Source organism: Streptomyces sp. NPDC049687 (assembly GCF_044465285.1).
Taxonomy (GTDB): Bacteria; Actinomycetota; Actinomycetes; order Streptomycetales; family Streptomycetaceae; genus Streptomyces.
Genome location: NZ_JBITLN010000015.1, coordinates 141712 through 159572 on the forward strand (window position 1 = coordinate 141712; position 17861 = coordinate 159572).

General features: G+C 71.6%; 16 protein-coding genes. 5 read left to right on the forward strand and 11 right to left on the reverse strand.

The genetic code is table 11. The annotated features are described in order from the left end of the window. Nucleotides 1–152 precede the first annotated feature (152 nt). A complete protein-coding gene (locus ACIBVL_RS35550; protein WP_399103974.1) occupies nucleotides 153–485 on the forward strand; it encodes an ATP/GTP-binding protein in 333 nt (110 codons plus the stop codon). A 3-nt stretch (nucleotides 486–488) separates the two neighbouring features. Here the strand turns inward: ACIBVL_RS35550 and ACIBVL_RS35555 are convergent, their stop codons facing one another. The 7 genes from ACIBVL_RS35555 to mce all read right to left on the reverse strand — a co-directional run bounded on the left by ACIBVL_RS35555 (nucleotide 489) and on the right by mce (nucleotide 10390). Continuing rightward, on the reverse strand, nucleotides 489–1370 hold the full coding sequence (locus ACIBVL_RS35555) for an ABC transporter permease (RefSeq protein WP_399103976.1): 882 nt from the start codon (nucleotides 1368–1370) through the stop codon (nucleotides 489–491). Beyond that, nucleotides 1367–2776, reverse strand: coding sequence for an ATP-binding cassette domain-containing protein (locus ACIBVL_RS35560; RefSeq protein ID WP_399103978.1), 1410 nt, complete (start codon nucleotides 2774–2776; stop codon nucleotides 1367–1369). The genes ACIBVL_RS35555 and ACIBVL_RS35560 overlap by 4 nt, the downstream gene beginning before the upstream one ends. 127 nt (nucleotides 2777–2903) lie before the next feature. Then, entirely contained in the window at nucleotides 2904–3674 is a 771-nt protein-coding gene (locus ACIBVL_RS35565) for an ABC transporter permease (protein WP_399103980.1), read from the reverse strand. Between the two features lie 2 nt (nucleotides 3675–3676). Continuing rightward, on the reverse strand, nucleotides 3677–4630 hold the full coding sequence (locus ACIBVL_RS35570; protein ID WP_399103982.1) for an ABC transporter ATP-binding protein: 954 nt from the start codon (nucleotides 4628–4630) through the stop codon (nucleotides 3677–3679). A gap of 82 nt (nucleotides 4631–4712) precedes the next feature. Further along, nucleotides 4713–5651, reverse strand: coding sequence for a cellulose-binding protein (locus tag ACIBVL_RS35575; protein WP_399103984.1), 939 nt, complete (start codon nucleotides 5649–5651; stop codon nucleotides 4713–4715). A 183-nt stretch (nucleotides 5652–5834) separates the two neighbouring features. After that, nucleotides 5835–9716 carry a polarized growth protein Scy gene (gene scy, locus ACIBVL_RS35580; RefSeq protein ID WP_399104069.1) on the reverse strand — a complete coding sequence of 1294 codons (3882 nt, stop codon included), beginning with the start codon at nucleotides 9714–9716 and terminating at the stop codon, nucleotides 5835–5837. Between the two features lie 233 nt (nucleotides 9717–9949). Next, complete coding sequence (mce, locus tag ACIBVL_RS35585) at nucleotides 9950–10390, reverse strand: methylmalonyl-CoA epimerase (RefSeq protein WP_399103986.1); 441 nt, start codon at nucleotides 10388–10390, stop codon at nucleotides 9950–9952. A gap of 151 nt (nucleotides 10391–10541) precedes the next feature. Here mce and ACIBVL_RS35590 point away from each other — a divergent pair, with 151 nt between their 5' ends. Both ACIBVL_RS35590 and meaB read left to right on the forward strand, forming a co-directional pair. Then, nucleotides 10542–11753 (forward strand): acetyl-CoA C-acetyltransferase, encoded by a 1212-nt coding sequence (locus tag ACIBVL_RS35590; RefSeq protein WP_399103988.1) that lies wholly within the window; start codon nucleotides 10542–10544, stop codon nucleotides 11751–11753. Nucleotides 11754–11841: 88 nt separating this feature from the next. Beyond that, a complete protein-coding gene (gene meaB / locus ACIBVL_RS35595; RefSeq protein WP_399103990.1) occupies nucleotides 11842–12798 on the forward strand; it encodes a methylmalonyl Co-A mutase-associated GTPase MeaB in 957 nt (318 codons plus the stop codon). A gap of 44 nt (nucleotides 12799–12842) precedes the next feature. On the opposite strand, the gene ACIBVL_RS35600 is transcribed toward meaB, so the two are convergent. Beyond that, the gene (locus tag ACIBVL_RS35600) at nucleotides 12843–13415 is read right to left on the reverse strand and encodes a PepSY domain-containing protein (protein ID WP_399103992.1); all 573 of its coding nucleotides are present in this window, start codon (nucleotides 13413–13415) and stop codon (nucleotides 12843–12845) included. A 121-nt stretch (nucleotides 13416–13536) separates the two neighbouring features. Between ACIBVL_RS35600 and ACIBVL_RS35605 the strand changes: the two genes are divergently transcribed. Together ACIBVL_RS35605 and ACIBVL_RS35610 are read left to right on the forward strand one after the other, a co-directional pair. Continuing rightward, the gene (locus tag ACIBVL_RS35605) at nucleotides 13537–14259 is read left to right on the forward strand and encodes a response regulator transcription factor (protein WP_399103994.1); all 723 of its coding nucleotides are present in this window, start codon (nucleotides 13537–13539) and stop codon (nucleotides 14257–14259) included. Beyond that, nucleotides 14256–15626, forward strand: coding sequence for a sensor histidine kinase (locus tag ACIBVL_RS35610; protein WP_399103996.1), 1371 nt, complete (start codon nucleotides 14256–14258; stop codon nucleotides 15624–15626). Before ACIBVL_RS35605 ends, ACIBVL_RS35610 begins: the two co-directional genes overlap by 4 nt. A gap of 205 nt (nucleotides 15627–15831) precedes the next feature. Here the strand turns inward: ACIBVL_RS35610 and ACIBVL_RS35615 are convergent, their stop codons facing one another. From ACIBVL_RS35615 to ACIBVL_RS35625, 3 genes are all read right to left on the reverse strand, one after another. Continuing rightward, nucleotides 15832–16308 (reverse strand): MarR family winged helix-turn-helix transcriptional regulator, encoded by a 477-nt coding sequence (locus ACIBVL_RS35615; protein ID WP_399103998.1) that lies wholly within the window; start codon nucleotides 16306–16308, stop codon nucleotides 15832–15834. Between the two features lie 93 nt (nucleotides 16309–16401). Further along, a complete protein-coding gene (locus ACIBVL_RS35620; protein WP_399104000.1) occupies nucleotides 16402–17214 on the reverse strand; it encodes an AIM24 family protein in 813 nt (270 codons plus the stop codon). After that, nucleotides 17211–17861 carry an AIM24 family protein gene (locus ACIBVL_RS35625; protein ID WP_399104002.1) on the reverse strand — a complete coding sequence of 217 codons (651 nt, stop codon included), beginning with the start codon at nucleotides 17859–17861 and terminating at the stop codon, nucleotides 17211–17213. The genes ACIBVL_RS35620 and ACIBVL_RS35625 overlap by 4 nt, the downstream gene beginning before the upstream one ends.

Below are 17861 nucleotides of genomic sequence, written 5' to 3' on the forward strand. Positions count from 1 at the left end.
GACACGGCCTGGCGGGGAGATTTGCGGATTGTCTGCAGAATGCGGTGCCGGGGAGGGGGACTTGTGGGGATCGGCGACTTACGGGTGCCCCCGTTCGCGCCGCGTAGGCTGGACGCGAACCCTGCTTCCTGTATAGCCCCGTGAGGTGTCCCGTGTCCCCGCGTCGCAACCGACCCAAGGGTGAGGGCTCGTCCGGCCGGAGCGCCGAGGACGACCGCGCGAGCCGCTACGGCGGCTGGCAGTCATCGACGAGCTGGCAGGGCGACGAGTGGAGCGTGCGGCATGTGGCCGGCGCGAGCGCGCAGGGCAAGACGTACCGGTGTCCCGGGTGCGACCAGATGATCCCGGACGGCGTCCCGCACGTCGTCGCCTGGCCCGAGCACTCGGGTGTCGACGAACGCCGCCACTGGCACAAGGCCTGCTGGAACGCGCGGGACCGCCGCACCCCCGGGGTGCAGCGGTCCCGTAACGCGCCTCGCTTCTGACGTCTACACGTCCCGCTTCTCCAGGAGGGCGAAGGCGCCGGCGAACGCGGCGGCGGTCACGCCCAGCGCGATCCACAGCGGATCCCAGCCGGTCGGGCCGCTGTCACTGAGCGAGGCCGAGTACCAGACGCCGAGCTGGCTGGGGATCGAGTACTCGAACAGGGCCTGGCGCAGGCCCTGCAGGGACGACGAGAACATGAAGATCGCGATGACCAGCGGGGCCAGCAGCAGGCCGATCATGATGGTGATGGCGCCCGCCGAGTGCCGGATGATCGAGCCGACGGCCAGGGACAGCAGGCCGAGCAGCGCGATGTACAGGGACACGCCGACGGTGGCCTTCATCCACTCGCCCGCGGACGGCTCACGCGCTTCGGCGAACAGGGACGAGTCCACCATGGCGACGAACCCCGTCGACACCAGCGTCACGACGAACGCGATCGTGAAGAACACGATGCCCTTCGCCGCGAGGACCCGGCCGCGTGAGGGACACGCGACCATCGTGGTCCGGATCATGCCGGTGCCGTACTCGGAGGCGGTGGTGAGCACGCCGAGCGTGATGATCGGCATGCTGCCCAGGAGCACCCCGAAGAAGCCGAACGACAGCGGGCTCTCGCCCGAGAGATCGGCCTCCGAGGCGTTCGCGTCGACGATCAGCGCGACCACCAACCCGATGCCGACGACCAGCAGCAGGAAGACACCCAGCGTCCACATCGTGGAACGCACCGACCGGATCTTCGTCCACTCCGAGGCGATGGCGTTCCCGAGGTGCGTGCGCACGACCGGGATCGGCGAGGTGTACGCGGGACCGGCGCCGTACGAGGGTCCGGGCGCCGCAGGCCAGACGGGCGCCGCGGCCTGCGGGGTCGGGTGCTGCGGGGTGCTCATCGGGCGTCCTCGGGCTGGTTCGTCGGGGCGGCGTCGGAGACGGGTGCGGGTGCCTTCGCGAGCGAGGCGGGCGCGGGCGGTACCTGGTCCTGTGGCGCGGCGGGCGCGGGGGCGGCCTGCCCTGCGGCCGGCGCGGCGGGCACGGGCGGGGCGGGGGGTGCCGCGGGCGGCGCCGGGCTTCCCGCCGGGGCGGGCTGCGGCGCGGGGGCGGCGGCCGGGATCGGCGGGCCTGCTGCCGGTGCCTGACCGGCGGGCGGGACGGGGGCCTGGGCGTACGGGTTGGCGCCGTTCGCGGGGGCCGCGGCCGGGGAGCCGTACGGGGCGGGGGCCGGGGCGCCGTAGCCGCCGTAGGGCTGGGCCGGCTGGGGCGGGGCGTAGCCCTGCTGCGGGGGTGGTGGGGCGTACCAGCCGGGCTGGCCCTGGCCGGGGACCGGCATGGGCGGGGTGGCGCCGGGGGGCAGGGGCTGCTGGAGGCCGATCTTCTGGTCGATGGTCGAGCGGTAGTCGACGGCGGCCTGGGTCATCCGCATGTACGCCTCTTCCAGCGAGGCCCGGTGCGGCGACAGCTCCCACAGCCGTACGTCGGCGTCGTGCGCGATGTCGCTGATCCGGGGCAGCGCCAGCCCCGTCACGCGGAGGGCACCGTCCTGTTCGGGAAGGACGTGACCGCCGGCCTCCGTCAGCGCGGCGGAGAGCTTCTCGCGCAGTTGCGGCTCGGTCTGCGGGGTGCGCACGCGTGCGAAGTCGGCGGAGTTGGCGGAGATGAACTCCGTGACGCTCATGTCGGCGAGCAGTTGTCCCCGCCCGATGACGATCAGATGGTCCGCGGTGAGCGCCATCTCACTCATCAGGTGGGAGGAGACGAAGACCGTGCGCCCCTCCGCCGCGAGCGACTTCATCAGGTTGCGCACCCAGAGGATGCCCTCGGGGTCGAGGCCGTTGACCGGCTCGTCGAAGAGCAGCACCTGCGGGTCGCCGAGCAGTGCCGCGGCGATGCCGAGCCGCTGGCCCATGCCGAGGGAGAAGCCCTTGGACCGCCTCCTCGCCACGTCCTGGAGGCCGACCACGCCGAGCACCTCGTCCACCCGCCGGGCCGGGATGCCGGACAGCTGGGCCAGGCTCAGCAGATGGTTGTGGGCGCTGCGCCCGCCGTGCACGGCCTTGGCGTCGAGCAGGGCGCCGACCTGGCGGGCCGCGTTCGGCAGCTTGCGGTACGGGTAGCCGCCGATGGTGACCGTGCCCGCGGTCGGGTTGTCCAGGCCGAGGATCATCCTCATGGTCGTCGACTTGCCGGAGCCGTTCGGCCCGAGGAAGCCGGTCACGGCACCCGGTCGTACCTGGAAGGAAAGGTTGTACACGGCGGTCTTGTCGCCGTAGCGCTTGGTCAGGCCGACAGCCTCGATCATGCTCCGCACCCATCGAGAGGATCAGGACAGCAGGGCACACGCCCCCGTAAGGGTTAGGAGCTTATCGAGGCGCTGACGGTTCCGCTCAACTCGAAGTAAAGCCCGGAGCATCACACGGCGTGTTCGGTCATGCGTCTCGCCGCTGCAGCAGCACACAGCCGCCCGCGAGCGCCGCCGCCACCCACGCCACCATGATCGCCAGACCGCCCCAGGGCCCGTACGGCGTGCTGTCGTCGACCGGGATGACCACCTGCATGATCCTGCTGCCGGCCTGGTCGGGCAGATAGCGGCCGACCTTCTTCGTGGCGGGGACGTTGCCGAGGATGTTGGAGATCAGGAAGAAGAACGGCATCAGGATGCCCAGCGACAGCATCGGCGAGCGCAGCATCGCGGCCACGCCCATGGAGAACACCGCGATGAGGGTCATGTAGAGCCCGCCGCCGATGACCGCCCGCAGCACACCTTCGTCGCCGATCGACGCCTTGTGCGAGCCGAGCATCGCCTGGCCCAGGAAGAAGGCGACGAAGCTCGTCGCCAGCCCCACCGCGAGGGCCAGCCCGCCGGCCACCGCGATCTTGCCGAACAGGAAGGTGCCGCGCCGGGGGACGGCCGCCAGTGAGGTGCGGATCATGCCGGTGCTGTACTCGTTGGACACCACCAGCACCCCGAACACGATCATCGCGAGCTGGCCCAGACTCATCCCCGCGAAGCTGATGTACGTGGGGTCGAAGTCCAGCCGGCGGCCGGGGCTCATGTTGTCGTACTCGTTCTTCGTCAGGGCCGAGATCAGCATGCCGAGGGCGACGGTGACGACCACGGCGAGAGAGAGCGTCCAGACGGTGGACGCCACCGACCGGATCTTGGTCCATTCGGACCGCACGACCTGGATCGCCGACATCCTCAGTCCCTCCTCGTCCAGTCGTCGCCCCACGGGCGGCCCGGGGGTTCCCCGCTGTGCGCGTGGTACTCCACCGACTCGGCGGTGAGCTGCATGAACGCCTCCTCCAAGGAGGCGTGCTGGGGGCTCAGCTCGTGCAGCACGATGCCGTGCCGGGCGGCCAGCTCCCCGATCTGCTCGGGCTTGCCCCCGTCGACCTCCAGCACCCCGCTGCCGGTCTCGACCACCGTGACCCCCGCCTCGTGCAGCACGTCGAGCAGCCGCTCGCGCTGCGGGGTGCGGATTCGGACGTACGCCCGGGAATTGCGGGCGATGAATTCCGCCATGGAGGTGTCGGCGAGCAGCCGGCCCTGCCCGATGACGACCAGGTGATCGGCGGTCAGCGCCATCTCGCTCATCAGATGCGAGGAGACGAACACCGTCCGCCCCTGCGCGGCCAGCGATTTCATCAGGGTGCGGATCCAGTGGATGCCCTCGGGGTCGAGGCCGTTGACCGGCTCGTCGAACATCAGGATCCGCGGGTCGCCCAGGAGCGCGCCCGCGATGCCGAGGCGCTGCCCCATGCCCAGCGAGAACCCCTTGGCCTTCTTCCTCGCCACGGCCGTCAGACCGACGGTGTCCAGCACCTCGTCCACCCGGCTGTCCGGGATGCCGTTGCTCTGTGCCAGGCACAGCAGATGATTGCGGGCGCTGCGCCCGCCGTGCACGGCCTTGGCGTCCAGCAGGGCACCGATGCACGTGAGCGGGTCCTCGAGACGGTCGTAGTGCTCGCCGTCGATCCGGACGTGCCCGGAGGTCGGCCGGTCCAGGCCCAGCACCATGCGCATGGTGGTGGACTTGCCGGCCCCGTTGGGACCGAGGAAGCCCGTGACGATGCCCGGTCTGACGGTGAAGGTGAGGTTGTTGACCGCCACCGTCTCGCCGTACCGCTTCGTCAGGCCCTCGAGCTCGATCATGGGGCCACGCTAAAACGACACGAAGCCCGCTGCCACCGCTGGCAGCGGGCTTCGTCCGACGTCGGCAGGCGTACGTCGGGTGTTACCGGGACTGCTGCGCCGGGACCCCGCGCGAGATCGGCTCGTCGTCCGTGGACGGCGTGCCGGCCGCGGCCACCGCGGCGCCGGTCAGCGTGGCGAGCATCTCGCGGACGTTCGTCAGCTGGGCGTTGATGCTGTCGCGGCGGTTGGTGAGGGCCGCCAGCTCGCGCTCGGATTCCGAACGGATCCGGTCCGCCTTGGCGTTGGCGTCGGCCACGATGTCCTCGGCCTGGCGCTGAGCGGTCTCCACCGTCTGGCGGGCGCGGCGCTCGGCGTCCGTGCGCAGCTTCTCGGCCTCCAGGCGCAGCTGCTCCGCGCGGTGCTCGATCTCCGCGAGGCGCTTCTCCGCCTTCTGCTGACGGGACGCCAGGTCGCGCTCGGACTGCTCGCGGCGCTTGGCCAGGTTGGTCTCGAAGTCGGCGGCGGCCTGAGCGGCCTTGGCGCGGGTCTCCTCGAAGAGGGCGTCCGCCTCCTCGCGCTTCGACTGAGCGTCCTTCTGCGCCTCCTGGCGCAGCTGCGACGCGTCGCTCTTGGCCTTCTCGACGATCCGGACGCCCTCGTCCTCCGCCTTGGCCTTGCGGTCCGCAGCGAACGATTCTGCGTCGTTGCGGACCTGCTGGGCCGCCGACTCGGCGAGCTCGCGGTGCTGCTCGGACGCGCGACGGGCCTCTTCGCGCAGATCCTTGGCCTCCTCCTCGGCGAGGCGGAGGATCTTCTCGACACGCGCGCCGAGACCGGCGTACGACGGCTCGGCGTCGCTTACCTGTGCCTGGGCGTTCTGCGTCTCGAGGTGGAGCTCCTCGATGCGCTTTTCCAGAGCGGTGATGCGGGCGAGAGCGCTGTCACGGTCGGAGACGAGCTTGGAGATCCGTTCGTCCACCTGAGCGCGGTCGTACCCACGCCGCACAAGCTCGAAGCCGTAGGGGGAAGTGTCGCTCATGGGGTTCCTGTCGAATGAGACCGGTGAGGTGATAGGTGGAATCCTAGGGGCCGAAGCGCTGTGTCATCGAGCGTATGCGTGTTTGATCTGGAGATTGACACCCCTTTTGGGTGGCTGCGGGGCCCACCCCTTGCCAAAACCGGGATCAAAGGCAGCAGACTTTAACCCAATCCACACATTCCGCTAACCGTCCGAGGCTTTCCCACCCGTTCGAGGCGCTCCGATGCTGGCGCCCGCCCGGACTCCGCCGTCCTTGTTCGCGGACGGGACCTCGAAGGACTCCAGCGCCTCCAGGACGTCCTGCACCCGGGAGATCTCGGCGTTGATGTCCTCGCGACGGCGCACCAGGACCTCCAGTTCGCGCTTGCCCTCCTCGACCGTGCGGCGCGCCTCGCGGATCGCCTCGGCCTTGAGCTCCTCGGCCTCCTTGATCAGTGCCGACTTCTTCTGCTCGGCCTCCTTCAGCAGGCCCTCCGCCTTCTTCACGGCGGCGATACGGACCTTGCCGGCCTCGGAATTGGCCTCCGACACCAGCTCCTTCGCCTTGGCCTGGGCCTTGGCGAGCTGCTCCTCGGCGGCCTTGATCAACGCGTCGCAGCGGTCGCCCGTCGACTTCATCGTCTCGGCGGCCTCGCGGCGGGCCCGCTCGTGCAGCGCCTCGATCTCGGCCGTGATGCGGTCGCGCAGCTCCTCGGCCCGCTCCCTTATCGCGGTGGCGTCCCGGCGGGCGCCGACGAGCAGCTCGTCCGCGTCCGTACGGGCCTTCTCCACCCGGGTGTTGCCCTCGCGTGTCGCCTCGGAGACCAGCCGGTCGGCCTCGCTGCGGGCCGCACCGACCATCGTGTCGGCCTGCGCCTCGGCGTCCGCGGTGGTCTGCAGGGCCTGTTCCTGCGCCTCCGTGAGGAGTTTGTCGACCTCGGCGGTGGTCTCCGTGATGAGCGTGTCGACCTGCTCGGCCGCCTCGGAGCGCCGCTTGTTGGCCTCCTGGCGGGCCGCGTCCAGCGTCGAGTCGGCCTCCTCGCGCGCCACGCTCATCAGCCGGTCGGCCTCCGCCGCCGCCTCCGCCTTGACCCGCTCCGACTCGGCGCGGATCCGCTCCGCGGCCTGTTGCGCCGCGCCCACCGTCTCGGCGGCCTCGGCCCGCAGCCGCTCCGCCTCCCCGCTCGCGTCCTGGATCAGCTTCTCCGCCTTGGCGACGGACTCGGCACGGACCCGCTCGGCCTCCGCGGCCGTCTCGGACGTCAGCCGCTCCGCCTCAGCGATGGTCTCCGTCTGGAGCCGCTCGGCCTCGTGTCGCGCCTCGGTGATGAGGGTGTCGGCCTGCGTCGCCGCGTCCGAGCGGATGCGGTTGGCGTCCTCGCGGGCGTCCGCCCGGGTACGGGCCGCGGCCTGGTCGGCCTCGGCGAGCGCGTCCGACGCCTCCGTGCGCACCCGCTGGGCGTACGCGGACGACTCCGAGCGCAGCCGCTCGGCCTCCGCGATCGCGTCGCCGACCGTCCGCTCGGCCAGCTCCTTCGCGGCCTCGGCCGCGTCGTTCGCCTCGCGCCGGATCCGGCTCGCGTCCTCGCTGGCCCGCTCCCGTTCGGCGTAGGCGTCGGCGCGGACCCGGTCCGCCTCCTCCTGGGCCTCCCGCCGGGTACGGTCCGCCGCGTGCTCGGCGGCCGAGCGCAGCCCGGTGATCTCCTCCTGGGCCTGCTCGTGCAGCCCGGCCACGGAGTCCCGTACGTGCTGTGCGTGCTGTTCGGCCGCGGCGACCATCTCGGTGGCGCGCCGGTCGGCCTCTTCCACCAGCCGCAGTGCCTCGGCCTGCGCCTCCTCCACACGCGTGCGCGCCGAGGCCAGCAGCTCCTCGGACTGCTCGCGGGCCCGCTCGCGCTCCTGGTCGGCCTCCTGGCGGGCGGAGCCGAGGAGTTCCTCGGCCTCGCGGCGCCGGCGGGCGGCCTCCTCCTGGGCGGCGGCAAGCGTCTCGGACGCCTCGGCGGCCAGCCGCTCGGCGGCGGCCTGCGCCTCCGCGCGCACCCGGTTCGCGGTGTCCTGCGCCTCGCTCTTGAGCCGCTCGGCCTCGGCGGAGGCCTCCGACCGCAGCCGTACGGCGACGGCCTCGCCCTCGGCCCGCGAGGAGGACGCGTCGGCGGCGGCCTCGGTGCGCAGCCGGTCGGCCTCCTCGGCGGCCTGCTGCTGGAGGGTACGGATCCGCTCGCCGGCCTCGGCGCGCAGCCGGTCGGTGTCCTCGGCGGCCTCGCGGCGGATCCGCGCGGCCTCCTCCCGGGCGTCCGTCAGCGCCTGCTCGGCGGAGGCGAGACGGGACTCCGCCTCGGCGTGCAGCCGGGTCAGCTCCTCGGCGGCCTCCGCCTGCCGGGCCTCGACCGCCCGCTCGGTCTCCTCGCGCAGCTCGCGCGCTTCCCGCTCGGCGTTCGAGGTGATGGTCTCGGCGAGCTCCACCGCCTCCTCGCGGTTGCGCTCGGCCTCCGCGCGGGTGCGCTCCAGGACCTCCTCGGCCTGCCGGCGCAGCGTCGTGGCGCGCTCGATGGCCTCGGTGCGGACCTTCTCGCTGTCGGTGGTCGCCTTCTGGCGCAGCTCGTCCGCGTCGGCCTTCGCCTTGGACAGCAGCTCCTCGGCGGACCGGGCCGCCTCCTCGATCTGCTGGACGGCCTCCTTGCGGGCCTCCGCGCGGATCTTCTCGCCCTCGCCGACCGCGTCGGCCCGCAGCTGCTCGGCCTCGCCGCGCAGTCGGCGGGCCTCCTCCTGCAGCTCGACCGTCTTGGCGCGGTACTCCTTGGTGTCGTCCTTCGCCGAGCCCTTGAGCTGCTCGGCGATGTCGTGCGCCTCCGCGCGCAGCCGGTCCGCCTCGGCCTCGGCCTCCCGGCGGATCCGCTCGGCCTCCTCGGCGGCGGCCTTCGTGGTCTTCCGCGCGTCCTCCTGCGCCTTGTTGAGGACGTCCTCGGCGGTCTTGGCCGCCTTCGACAACTGGGTCGCGCTCTCCTCGGCGGTGAGCGTGCGGGCCTTCTCGGAGGCCTCCGCGACGATCTTCTCGGCCTCGGCGCGCGCGTCGGCGACCAGCTGCTCGGCGTCCGCCTTGGTGGTCTCGGCCTCCTTGGTGGCCTCGCTGACCAGCCGGGCGACCTGCTCCTTCGCCGTACGGGTGCGCTGCTCGTTCGCCGACTCGGCGGAGGCGAGCGCCTTCTCGGCGGCCGCCTTGGCCTCGGCGAGCACCTTGTCGGCCTCGGACTGCGCCTTGCGCAGCGCCTCCTCCGCCTCGGCCATCCGCTGCTCGGCGGCGCGGCTGAGCTCACCGGCCTGGCGGCGGGCCGTGTCGGACTCGTTCACCGTGGAGCTGCGCAGCGCCTCGGCGTGCTCGGTGGCCTCCTGGGCCTGCGTGGACGCCGCGTTCAGCATCCGTTCGGCGTCGGTGCGGGCGCGCAGCAGCAGCTGCTCGGCCTCCGCACGGGCCGCCTCGGCGTCGGCCTGGAGCCGCTGCCGGGCCTCCGCGGCCACCCGTTCGGCCTCGGCGCGCGCGGCGGCCATGGCCTGCTCGGCCTCGGCGCGGGACTCCTCCAGGAGGCGGCGGGCCTGGGCCTCGGTGCGGGCGCGCAGCTGCTCCGCCCAGGCCACGTTCTCGTTGACGTGCGACTCGACGGTCTGCCGGCGCTCGGCCAGCTCCTGGTCCAGCTGCTGCCGACGGGCCACGGCCTCCGCGTGCAGCTCCGCCTGGAGCCGGGCGGCCTGCTCGGCGTGCTCCTGGAGGATGCGCTGCGTCTGCGCCCGCGCCTGGCTGAGCTCGCGCTCGGCGTCCATGCGCAGCTGGTCGGCCTGCATCTGCGCGTTGCGCAGCAGCTGCTCGGCCTGGTACCCGAGGTCGCCTCCGTCGAAGGCGGGCCGGGACATGATGGTGCGGCGCGCCTCGTGCAACTTGGCGCGCAGCACCTCGACCTGGTAGCCGAGGTCCTCGGCGTGCTGGATCGCCTTTTCCCGCTCGGTCTTCAGCCGCTTCATCTCGGCTTCGAACCGAGTCAGGTGGTCGACGTCAGCCGCCGGCTCCCGCTCCTGGCTCTCGTAGCCCCGCACTGCGCGGTCCCATCCGTCCCTGGTCACAAGCTTCCCGAACGAGCTCCGTCCATCCGCCGAACGGGGCCCCCGGGGAATGGTGTCAGATCAACGACGGAGCATGGGCTGCTGCCCCGACGCTCGTCCCCCGAAACCCGGACCCCGGCAAACGTCCCGCCGTCCAAGGCAGCAGGACCGGTCGCCCTGGTGGAGCGACGACCGCCCCCAACCCTACCGGCCCATATGTACGAGGGTCAGTGCTCAGGTGACTCAACAGGCGCCGATGTGACCAGTTCTGTCAGTACTCCGTGGCAATCCTTGGGGTGCAGGAAGGTGATTCGTGACCCCATGGAGCCGCGTCGCGGCTCTTCGTACAGCACGCGCACGCCCTTGGAGCGGATGTCCGCGGCCTCCGCGTCGACATCCGCCGTGCCGAAAGCGATGTGGTGGACGCCCTCGCCGTTCTTGTCGAGCCACTTCGCGACGGTGGAGTCCGGACGCGTCGGCTCGAGAAGCTGCAGGTAGGAGGCACCGCCGTCGGGGGTTTCGTTGATCTTGAGCATGGCCTCGCGCACGCCCTGCTCCTCGTTGACCTCGGAGTGGAACACCTCGAAGCCGTAGGTGGTCCGGTAGAACTCGACGGTCGCGTCGAGGTCGTGGCAGGCGATCCCGATGTGGTCGATTCGCGTCAGCATGGTGTTAGTGGAACGCGGCCGCGATGGTTACGCAACGTGCGCGCGATCACACTGACGGCCGGATGACGGCACGGAGTGCCACTCAGTACATTCGAAGTAAACCCTCGTTCACTCCTCGGCCAGTGCAGGCCGGTAAGGGGAATCGCAGCTCATGACTGGATCGACTGGAACGAACAGCACGACCTCGGTGATCGTCGCGGGCGCGCGTACGCCCATGGGGCGGTTGCTGGGCTCGCTGAAGTCCTTCTCCGGAGCCGACCTCGGCGGCTTCGCGATCAAGGCGGCCCTGGACCGTGCGGGGATCGGCGGCGACCAGGTGCAGTACGTGATCATGGGCCAGGTGCTCCAGGCCGGCGCCGGCCAGATCCCCGCACGCCAGGCCGCCGTCAAGGCCGGCATCCCGATGAACGTCCCGGCGCTCACCGTCAACAAGGTGTGTCTGTCCGGCCTGGACGCCATCGCGCTGGCCGACCAGCTGATCCGTGCGGGTGAGTTCGACGTGGTCGTCGCGGGCGGCCAGGAGTCCATGACCAACGCCCCGCACCTGCTGCCGAAGTCCCGCGAGGGCTTCAAGTACGGCGCGATCGAGATGCTCGACGCGATGGCGTACGACGGTCTCACCGACGCCTTCGAGAACATCGCCATGGGCGAGTCCACGGAGAAGCACAACACGCGCCTCGGCATCCTGCGCCCCGAGCAGGACGAGTTCGCCGCCCTCTCCCACCAGCGCGCCGCCGCCGCGCAGAAGAACGGTGTCTTCGAGGCCGAGATCACCCCGGTCGAGATCCCGCAGCGCAAGGGCGAGCCGGTCGTCTTCAGCAAGGACGAGGGCATCCGCGGCGACACCACCGCGGAGTCCCTGGGCAAGCTGCGCCCGGCCTTCACCAGGGACGGCACGATCACCGCGGGCACGTCCTCGCAGATCTCCGACGGCGCCGCCGCGGTCGTCGTGATGAGCAAGGCCAAGGCCGAGGAGCTGGGCCTGGAGTGGATCGCCGAGATCGGCGCCCACGGCAATGTGGCGGGGCCGGACAACTCGCTCCAGTCGCAGCCGTCCAACGCCATCGCGCACGCCCTGAAGAAGGAGGGCCTGGAGGTCTCCGACCTCGACCTCATCGAGATCAACGAGGCCTTCGCCGCCGTCGCGGTCCAGTCAATGAAGGACCTCGGGGTGTCCACGGAAAAGGTGAATGTCAACGGGGGCGCGATCGCCCTCGGCCACCCGATCGGCATGTCCGGCGCCCGCCTGGTCCTGCATCTGGCCCTGGAGCTCAAGCGGCGGGGCGGCGGTGTCGGCGCGGCCGCGCTGTGCGGCGGCGGCGGTCAGGGTGACGCGCTGATCGTGCGGGTACCCAAGGCCTGAGGCCGCCGTACGGCGTACGCGACGTTCAACCGTCGTAGCCGTCGTACGCGTTCGTGAACGGGACTGAACGGATCTGAACGGAGCACCGATGCAGGACGTCTCCTCGCTGGTCGCCCAGGCCAGGGAAGGCCGGCCACGGGCCGTGGCCCGGCTGATCTCCCTGGTGGAGGGGGCGTCCCCGCAGCTCAGGGAGGTCATGGCGGCCCTGGCCCCGCTCACCGGCAACGCGTATGTCGTCGGCCTCACCGGTTCCCCGGGCGTGGGCAAGTCGACCTCCACCTCCGCTCTGGTGACCGCGTACCGCAAACAGGGCAAACGGGTGGGCGTGCTCGCCGTCGACCCGTCGTCCCCGTTCTCCGGCGGCGCCCTGCTCGGCGACCGGGTCCGGATGTCCGACCATGCCTCCGACCCCGGCGTCTACATCCGCTCGATGGCCACCCGGGGCCACCTGGGCGGCCTCGCCTGGGCCGCCCCGCAGGCGATCCGGGTGCTGGACGCGGCGGGCTGCGACGTGATCCTGGTCGAGACGGTCGGCGTGGGCCAGTCGGAGGTCGAGATCGCCTCGCAGGCGGACACCAGCGTCGTCCTGCTCGCCCCCGGTATGGGCGACGGCATCCAGGCCGCGAAGGCCGGAATCCTGGAGATCGGCGACGTGTACGTCGTCAACAAGGCCGACCGGGACGGAGCCGACGCCACCGCCCGCGAACTGAACCACATGCTGGGCCTCGGCGAGTCCCGGGGCCCCGGCGACTGGCGCCCGCCGATCGTCAGGACCGTCGCCGCCCGGTCCGAGGGGATCGACGAGGTCGTGGCGGCGCTGGAGAAGCACCGCGCCTGGATGGAGGAGCACGGGGTCCTCGCCGAGCGCCGCCGCTCCCGTGCCGCCCGCGAGGTCGAGACGATCGCCGTCACCGCCCTGCGCGAGCGCATCGGCGACCTCCACGGCGACCGCCGCCTCAGCGCGCTGGCCGAGCGGATCGTCGACGGCGAACTGGATCCCTACCGCGCGGCGGACGAACTCGTCGCGGGGCTCACCCGGGGCTGAGCCCCGGGTGAGCCCCGGCAACCACCCTCGGCCGCTTGGGGCGGTCAGTCCTCCAGGTCCCGGCTGACCTCGCCCGTGCGGGCGTCGACCGTCCATTCGCCGCCCTGCGCGGTGTCCACGCTCCAGACGGCGGCCCGGTCCTCGTCGTCGAGGTCGACGCCGGTGACCATGCCCTTGGCGGCGACGGCCTGCGCGGCCTCGCGGGCGTCGACCCGGGTGCCCTTCAGCGCGGCGAGGTCCGCACGGGCCTCCCGCACGTCGTCGGCGTCGTCCTGGTCGCGGTGGACGCCGAGGACCTTGCCGCTGTCCGGGGAGACGGTGACGGTGTACTCGGTGCCGTCGCCCTTGACGACGTCCACGTGCCACCGGCCCGCGTCGGCGCCGTCGTCCTCGCGGTCGGCGCCGACCGCGGTGCCCGAGGTGTGCCGCAGCGCGGCCGCCACGACGTCCGCGGCCGAGGCCCGCTGCGCGGAGGCCGCGTTTCGCCCGGTGCCGGCCTCGGTGACCCGCACCTCCTTCGCGCCGGTCTTCGTCCCACCGTCCGCGAAGGCGGCCGCCGCACCCCCGCCGATCACGACGGACGTGGCGACGGCGGCGATGACGAGCTTGCGCTTCATGGGGTTTCCTCCCGGTTCGGGTCGTGTTCTCTTCGACGGGAACCAAGGTGCCGGACCGGACCTGAAGGGATGCTGAAGCCACCTGAAGATCACTTCAGGTTCGGTTTGGCACCCTGAGCCCATGCGCCCGCCCGTCACCCACCACCACCCTGCCCGAGGCGCTGCGCGCCGCCCCTTCAGATTCCTGATCGTCGAGGACGAGAGACGCCTCGCCCTCTCCCTGGCCAAGGGCCTCACCGCCGAGGGCTACGCCGTCGACGTCGTCCACGACGGCCTGGAGGGCCTGCACCGGGCGAGCGAGGTGCCGTACGACCTGCTCGTCCTCGACATCATGCTGCCCGGCATGAACGGCTACCGGGTCTGCTCCGCCCTGCGCGCCGCCGGCCACGACGTCCCGATCCTGATGCTCACCGCCAAGGACGGCGAGTACGACGAGGCCGAGGGTCTGGACACGGGCGCCGACGACTACCTCACCAAGCCGTTCTCGTACGTCGTCCTCGTCGCCCGGATCAAGGCGCTGCTGCGGCGGCGCGGCCAGGGGGCCGGGGCGTCGCCCGTGCATCTGCTCGGGGAGCTGAGGGTCGACACCGCCGCCCTGCGGGTCTTCCTGCGGGAGGAGGAGGTGGTGCTCACCGCCAAGGAGTTCGCCGTGCTCGAGCAGCTCGTGGTGCGGGCGGGTGAGGTGGTGTCCAAGGCGGAGATCCTCGATCACGTCTGGGACTTCGCCTACGACGGCGACCCCAACATCGTCGAGGTGTACGTCAGCGCGCTGCGCCGCAAGCTGGGCCCCGGGCTGATCCGGACGGTGCGCGGGGCCGGTTACCGGCTGGAGCCGTCGCGATGACACACCGGTTGGGTTCCGTCCGGGCCCGGGCGACACTCGGTGCCACCCTCGTGGTCGCCGTGGCCCTCCTCGCGGCCGGGACGGCCGTCCTGCTGTCCCTGCGCTCCAGTCTGACCGGCCAGGCCGACACCCGGGCGGAGCGCTCGGCGCGGGCCGTGGCCGCCCAGCTGGCCGTAGGAACGCCGTACCAGGACCTCTCCTCGATGGACGACGACGAGCGACCGGTGCAGATCGTCGACGCGAGCGGGCGGCGGCTCGCGGCGAGCGAGGATCTGCAGCGGATCGGCGTGCCGGCGGCGGACCCGGACGCGGGGGAGGATCTCGACCCGGGTGAGATCGACGACGAGACGCGCTTCACCGGCGGCTCCGCCACCGTCGACGGCGAGAGTGCCGCCTACCGGTTCGCCGCCGTCGCCGTGCGGGACCCGGAGAAGGGGCCGCTCACCGTCTACGCGGGCGCGCCCCTGGAGGCCGAGCAGAGCGCCGTGCGTACCGCCCTCACCGCCCTGCTGCTCGGCTTCCCGCTGCTGCTCGCCGTCGTCGCGGGGGTGACCTGGCTGGTCACGCGGCGGGCGCTGCGGCCGGTCGAGGGAATCCGGCGGGAGATGGCCGCGATCACCGCCTCCGCCGACCTCGCGCGCCGGGTGCCCGAGCCGGACACCCACGACGAGGTCGCGCGGCTCGCCCGGACCACGAACGAGACGCTGGCCGCGCTGGAGACCTCGGTGGAACGCCAGCGCCGTTTCGTCGCCGACGCCTCCCATGAACTGCGCAGCCCCATCGCCTCCCTGCGCACCCAGCTGGAGGTGGGCGCCGCGCATCCCGGGCTGCTGGATGTGGAGGGCGCGGTCGAGGACACCGTACGGCTGCAGCGGCTGGCCGCCGATCTGCTGCTGCTCGCGCGGCTGGACGCCGGGGAGGGGCCGGCGCCGGGGGCACGGGTCGATCTCGCGGCGCTGGCGCGGGAGGAGGCGGCCGGGCGGGCGGGAGTGGGCGTGGACGCCGAGGCGGTGGAGGTGGCCGGATCGCGGGGGCAGCTGGGTCGGGTGCTGGCCAACCTGCTCGACAACGCGCAACGGCACGCCCGGTCGGCGGTCACGGTCACCGTACGGCGGGAGGCGGGACGGGACGGGCGGTGGGCGGTCGTCGCGGTCGCCGATGACGGGGACGGGGTGCCGGAGGCGGACCGGGAGCGGGTCTTCGAGCGGTTCGTACGGCTCGACGCGGCCCGTGGCCGGGACGAGGGCGGCACCGGGCTGGGCCTGGCGATCGCCCGTGACGTGGCCGTCCGGCACGGCGGCACTCTCACGGCCCGGGAGACGCCGACGGGCGGAGCCCTGTTCGAACTCCGTCTGCCGGTCCCCTAAAACCTGTCCGGCGGGTCATGCCGCGGACGCGGGGCTCGGCACGCCCATCTGCGGCGTTGTCGTCGGTTGCCGACGCTCCGCGTCGACGCCCTCCTCCGCCTTGCAGCTGGACGCACCAAGCCCCGCTCACCTGCGCCGATGAGTCGGCGTAGGTTTCCTGCGACTTGATCCGCCGGACAGGCCCTGGTCCCTGCTGAGGAGGCGCTTACGGGCGTCCCCGCTGGCCGCGGAGGTGTTCCGCGATGGGCTTCAGGAACTTGTCGAGCTCCACGAGGGCCTCGGGGGAGAGCAGGTCGATGAAGTGCCGCCGCACGGATGCCACATGATGGGGCGCGACCTTCATCATCGTCTCCATGCCGTGCTCGGTCAGGACCGCGTAGAGCCCACGGCGGTCCGACTCGCAGTTCTCGCGACGGACCAGGTTCGCGTTCTCCATGCGGGTGATCTGGTGCGAGAGACGGCTCTTGGACTGGAGGGTGGCGGATGCGAGATCACTCATCCGCATCCTGACGTCCTCCGACTCGGAGAGGTTCACCAGGATCTCGTAGTCGTTCATTGTCAGGCCGAACGGCTGCAGATCCTTCTCGAGCTGGTACGTCAACAGCCTGTTGACCTCCAGGTGGGTGCGCCAGGCGCACTGCTCCGCATCGGTCAGCCAGCGCGTGGCCGTTTCGGTCTCCATGAATGAAGTCTACCTAAAATGTTGAAAGGCGAACTAGTGAGGGTGTTGGTGACGGTGCGCACGCGTTCGATGTCACACTCCGCAGACTACCGCTCACAGCCCGAAGCGACGCTGGAGGTCCCCCAGCTGTCCGGGAAGGCGCGGTACGCCACTCTGCCCACCGTGTCCGCCCGGAGCACCGGGAATCCCGCCTCCGCCGGGTACTCCCGGCTCGTGCGGAACCACCCCGGTGGCCTGCTCCGCCATGAGGGTCTCGGTCGACTGCAGCAGCACCGTGCCGGCGCCCACGAACTCGAACTGGTGCTCCTCCCCGGAGGCCCCGCCGAGGCCCGTCAGTGCACGTAGACCGCCCATGACGCCCGTCATGTACCCGTGGTCGTAGTGATGGCACGGGGACGGGCAGTCGGCCCAGCCGACGAGTGCCTGGGGATCCACCCGGAGGGGAGGCTCCATGAACACCACCGGACCGTTAGATGCGGCGACGAACTTTCCGGTTCCGATCAGGGTGAGAAATCCCGGCACGATCGACTGCTTGAGCGACAGGCTTGGCTGAAAAGCGAGCAGATTGCCCGAGCGAATGGTCAGATTGCCGTCGTCCAGGTCGTACGAGTTCACATCGAAGGCCCGGTCGGCGAGGAGCATCTTGCCCGAGCCCTCCGCCACGACCCAGTCGCTCGCGTGCAGAGGCGAATGGAAGGACGTGCGCACGAGACGGTCCAGCCGGCCGTGCCCGACGCCGTTGAAGTCGATCGAGCCGTAGTAGGCGATCATCTTCCCCTTCTGCAGGAACCACTGGCTCCCCTTGAGCTCCACGCAGAAGGTGTAGTTGTTGACGTTGTCGTCGACCGGCAGGGTCATGGGGTCGTAGACCGTCGGCCCCCCGCCCGGCGCCCCGTACGTGCTCACAGCTTCTCCTCCGACGCCTGGACGAACACCGCACCGCTGCCGCTGAGCTCCAGCTGGAACGCCTCGCCGGAGCCGCGCCCCACCATGTCCCGCCAGCCCAGCGCGGTCGACAGCTTGTTGCGGACGTCGCCGTGGTGGGCGACGTAGGCCTGCGGGTCGACATGGACCGGGCGCTGCGGGGTGATCGGGATCTCGAAGACACCGCCATGGGCCATCACGGCGACGGCGCCGTGTCCCCTCAGGGTGGTGGTGAACAGTCCCTGGCCGCTGATCTGGCCCCGGACCATGCCCATCACCCCGCCCTGGGAGCCCAGGAACATCGTGCCCTGCTCGAGGCTGCCCTCGAAGGCGAGGAGGCGGTCCGCCTCGACGTACAGGGTGTCACCGGTGAGCCGGATGACATGGACGTGGTGGCCGCCGTGACCGAAGAGGACGGTGCCGCTTCCCTCGACGGTCATCAGGGGAGTGTCCTCGTTCGCCAGCCGCCGGCCGATCATGGACATCACGCCGCCCTGGCCGCCCTGCATGTTGGGCGTGAAGGAGACGTCGCCGCGGTAGGCGAGCATGGCGCCGCGCTGACTGAAGAGCCGTTGGCCCGGGACGACGGTCGCCTCGACCATTTTTGAGTTGATCTCGCGGAAGGCCAC

Bases quoted from the DNA above. Each gene is read 5' to 3' on its own strand.
- ACIBVL_RS35565 (WP_399103980.1), bottom strand. From the start codon at position 3,674: ATGTCGGCGATCCAGGTCGTGCGGTCCGAATGGACCAAGATCCGGTCG.
- ACIBVL_RS35590 (WP_399103988.1), top strand. From the start codon at position 10,542: ATGACTGGATCGACTGGAACGAACAGCACGACCTCGGTGATCGTCGCG.
- ACIBVL_RS35615 (WP_399103998.1), bottom strand. From the start codon at position 16,308: ATGGAGACCGAAACGGCCACGCGCTGGCTGACCGATGCGGAGCAGTGC.
- ACIBVL_RS35570 (WP_399103982.1), bottom strand. From the start codon at position 4,630: ATGATCGAGCTCGAGGGCCTGACGAAGCGGTACGGCGAGACGGTGGCG.
- ACIBVL_RS35575 (WP_399103984.1), bottom strand. From the start codon at position 5,651: ATGAGCGACACTTCCCCCTACGGCTTCGAGCTTGTGCGGCGTGGGTAC.
- meaB (WP_399103990.1), top strand. From the start codon at position 11,842: ATGCAGGACGTCTCCTCGCTGGTCGCCCAGGCCAGGGAAGGCCGGCCA.
- ACIBVL_RS35610 (WP_399103996.1), top strand. From the start codon at position 14,256: ATGACACACCGGTTGGGTTCCGTCCGGGCCCGGGCGACACTCGGTGCC.
- mce (WP_399103986.1), bottom strand. From the start codon at position 10,390: ATGCTGACGCGAATCGACCACATCGGGATCGCCTGCCACGACCTCGAC.
- ACIBVL_RS35600 (WP_399103992.1), bottom strand. From the start codon at position 13,415: ATGAAGCGCAAGCTCGTCATCGCCGCCGTCGCCACGTCCGTCGTGATC.
- ACIBVL_RS35560 (WP_399103978.1), bottom strand. From the start codon at position 2,776: ATGATCGAGGCTGTCGGCCTGACCAAGCGCTACGGCGACAAGACCGCC.
- ACIBVL_RS35555 (WP_399103976.1), bottom strand. From the start codon at position 1,370: ATGAGCACCCCGCAGCACCCGACCCCGCAGGCCGCGGCGCCCGTCTGG.
- ACIBVL_RS35605 (WP_399103994.1), top strand. From the start codon at position 13,537: ATGCGCCCGCCCGTCACCCACCACCACCCTGCCCGAGGCGCTGCGCGC.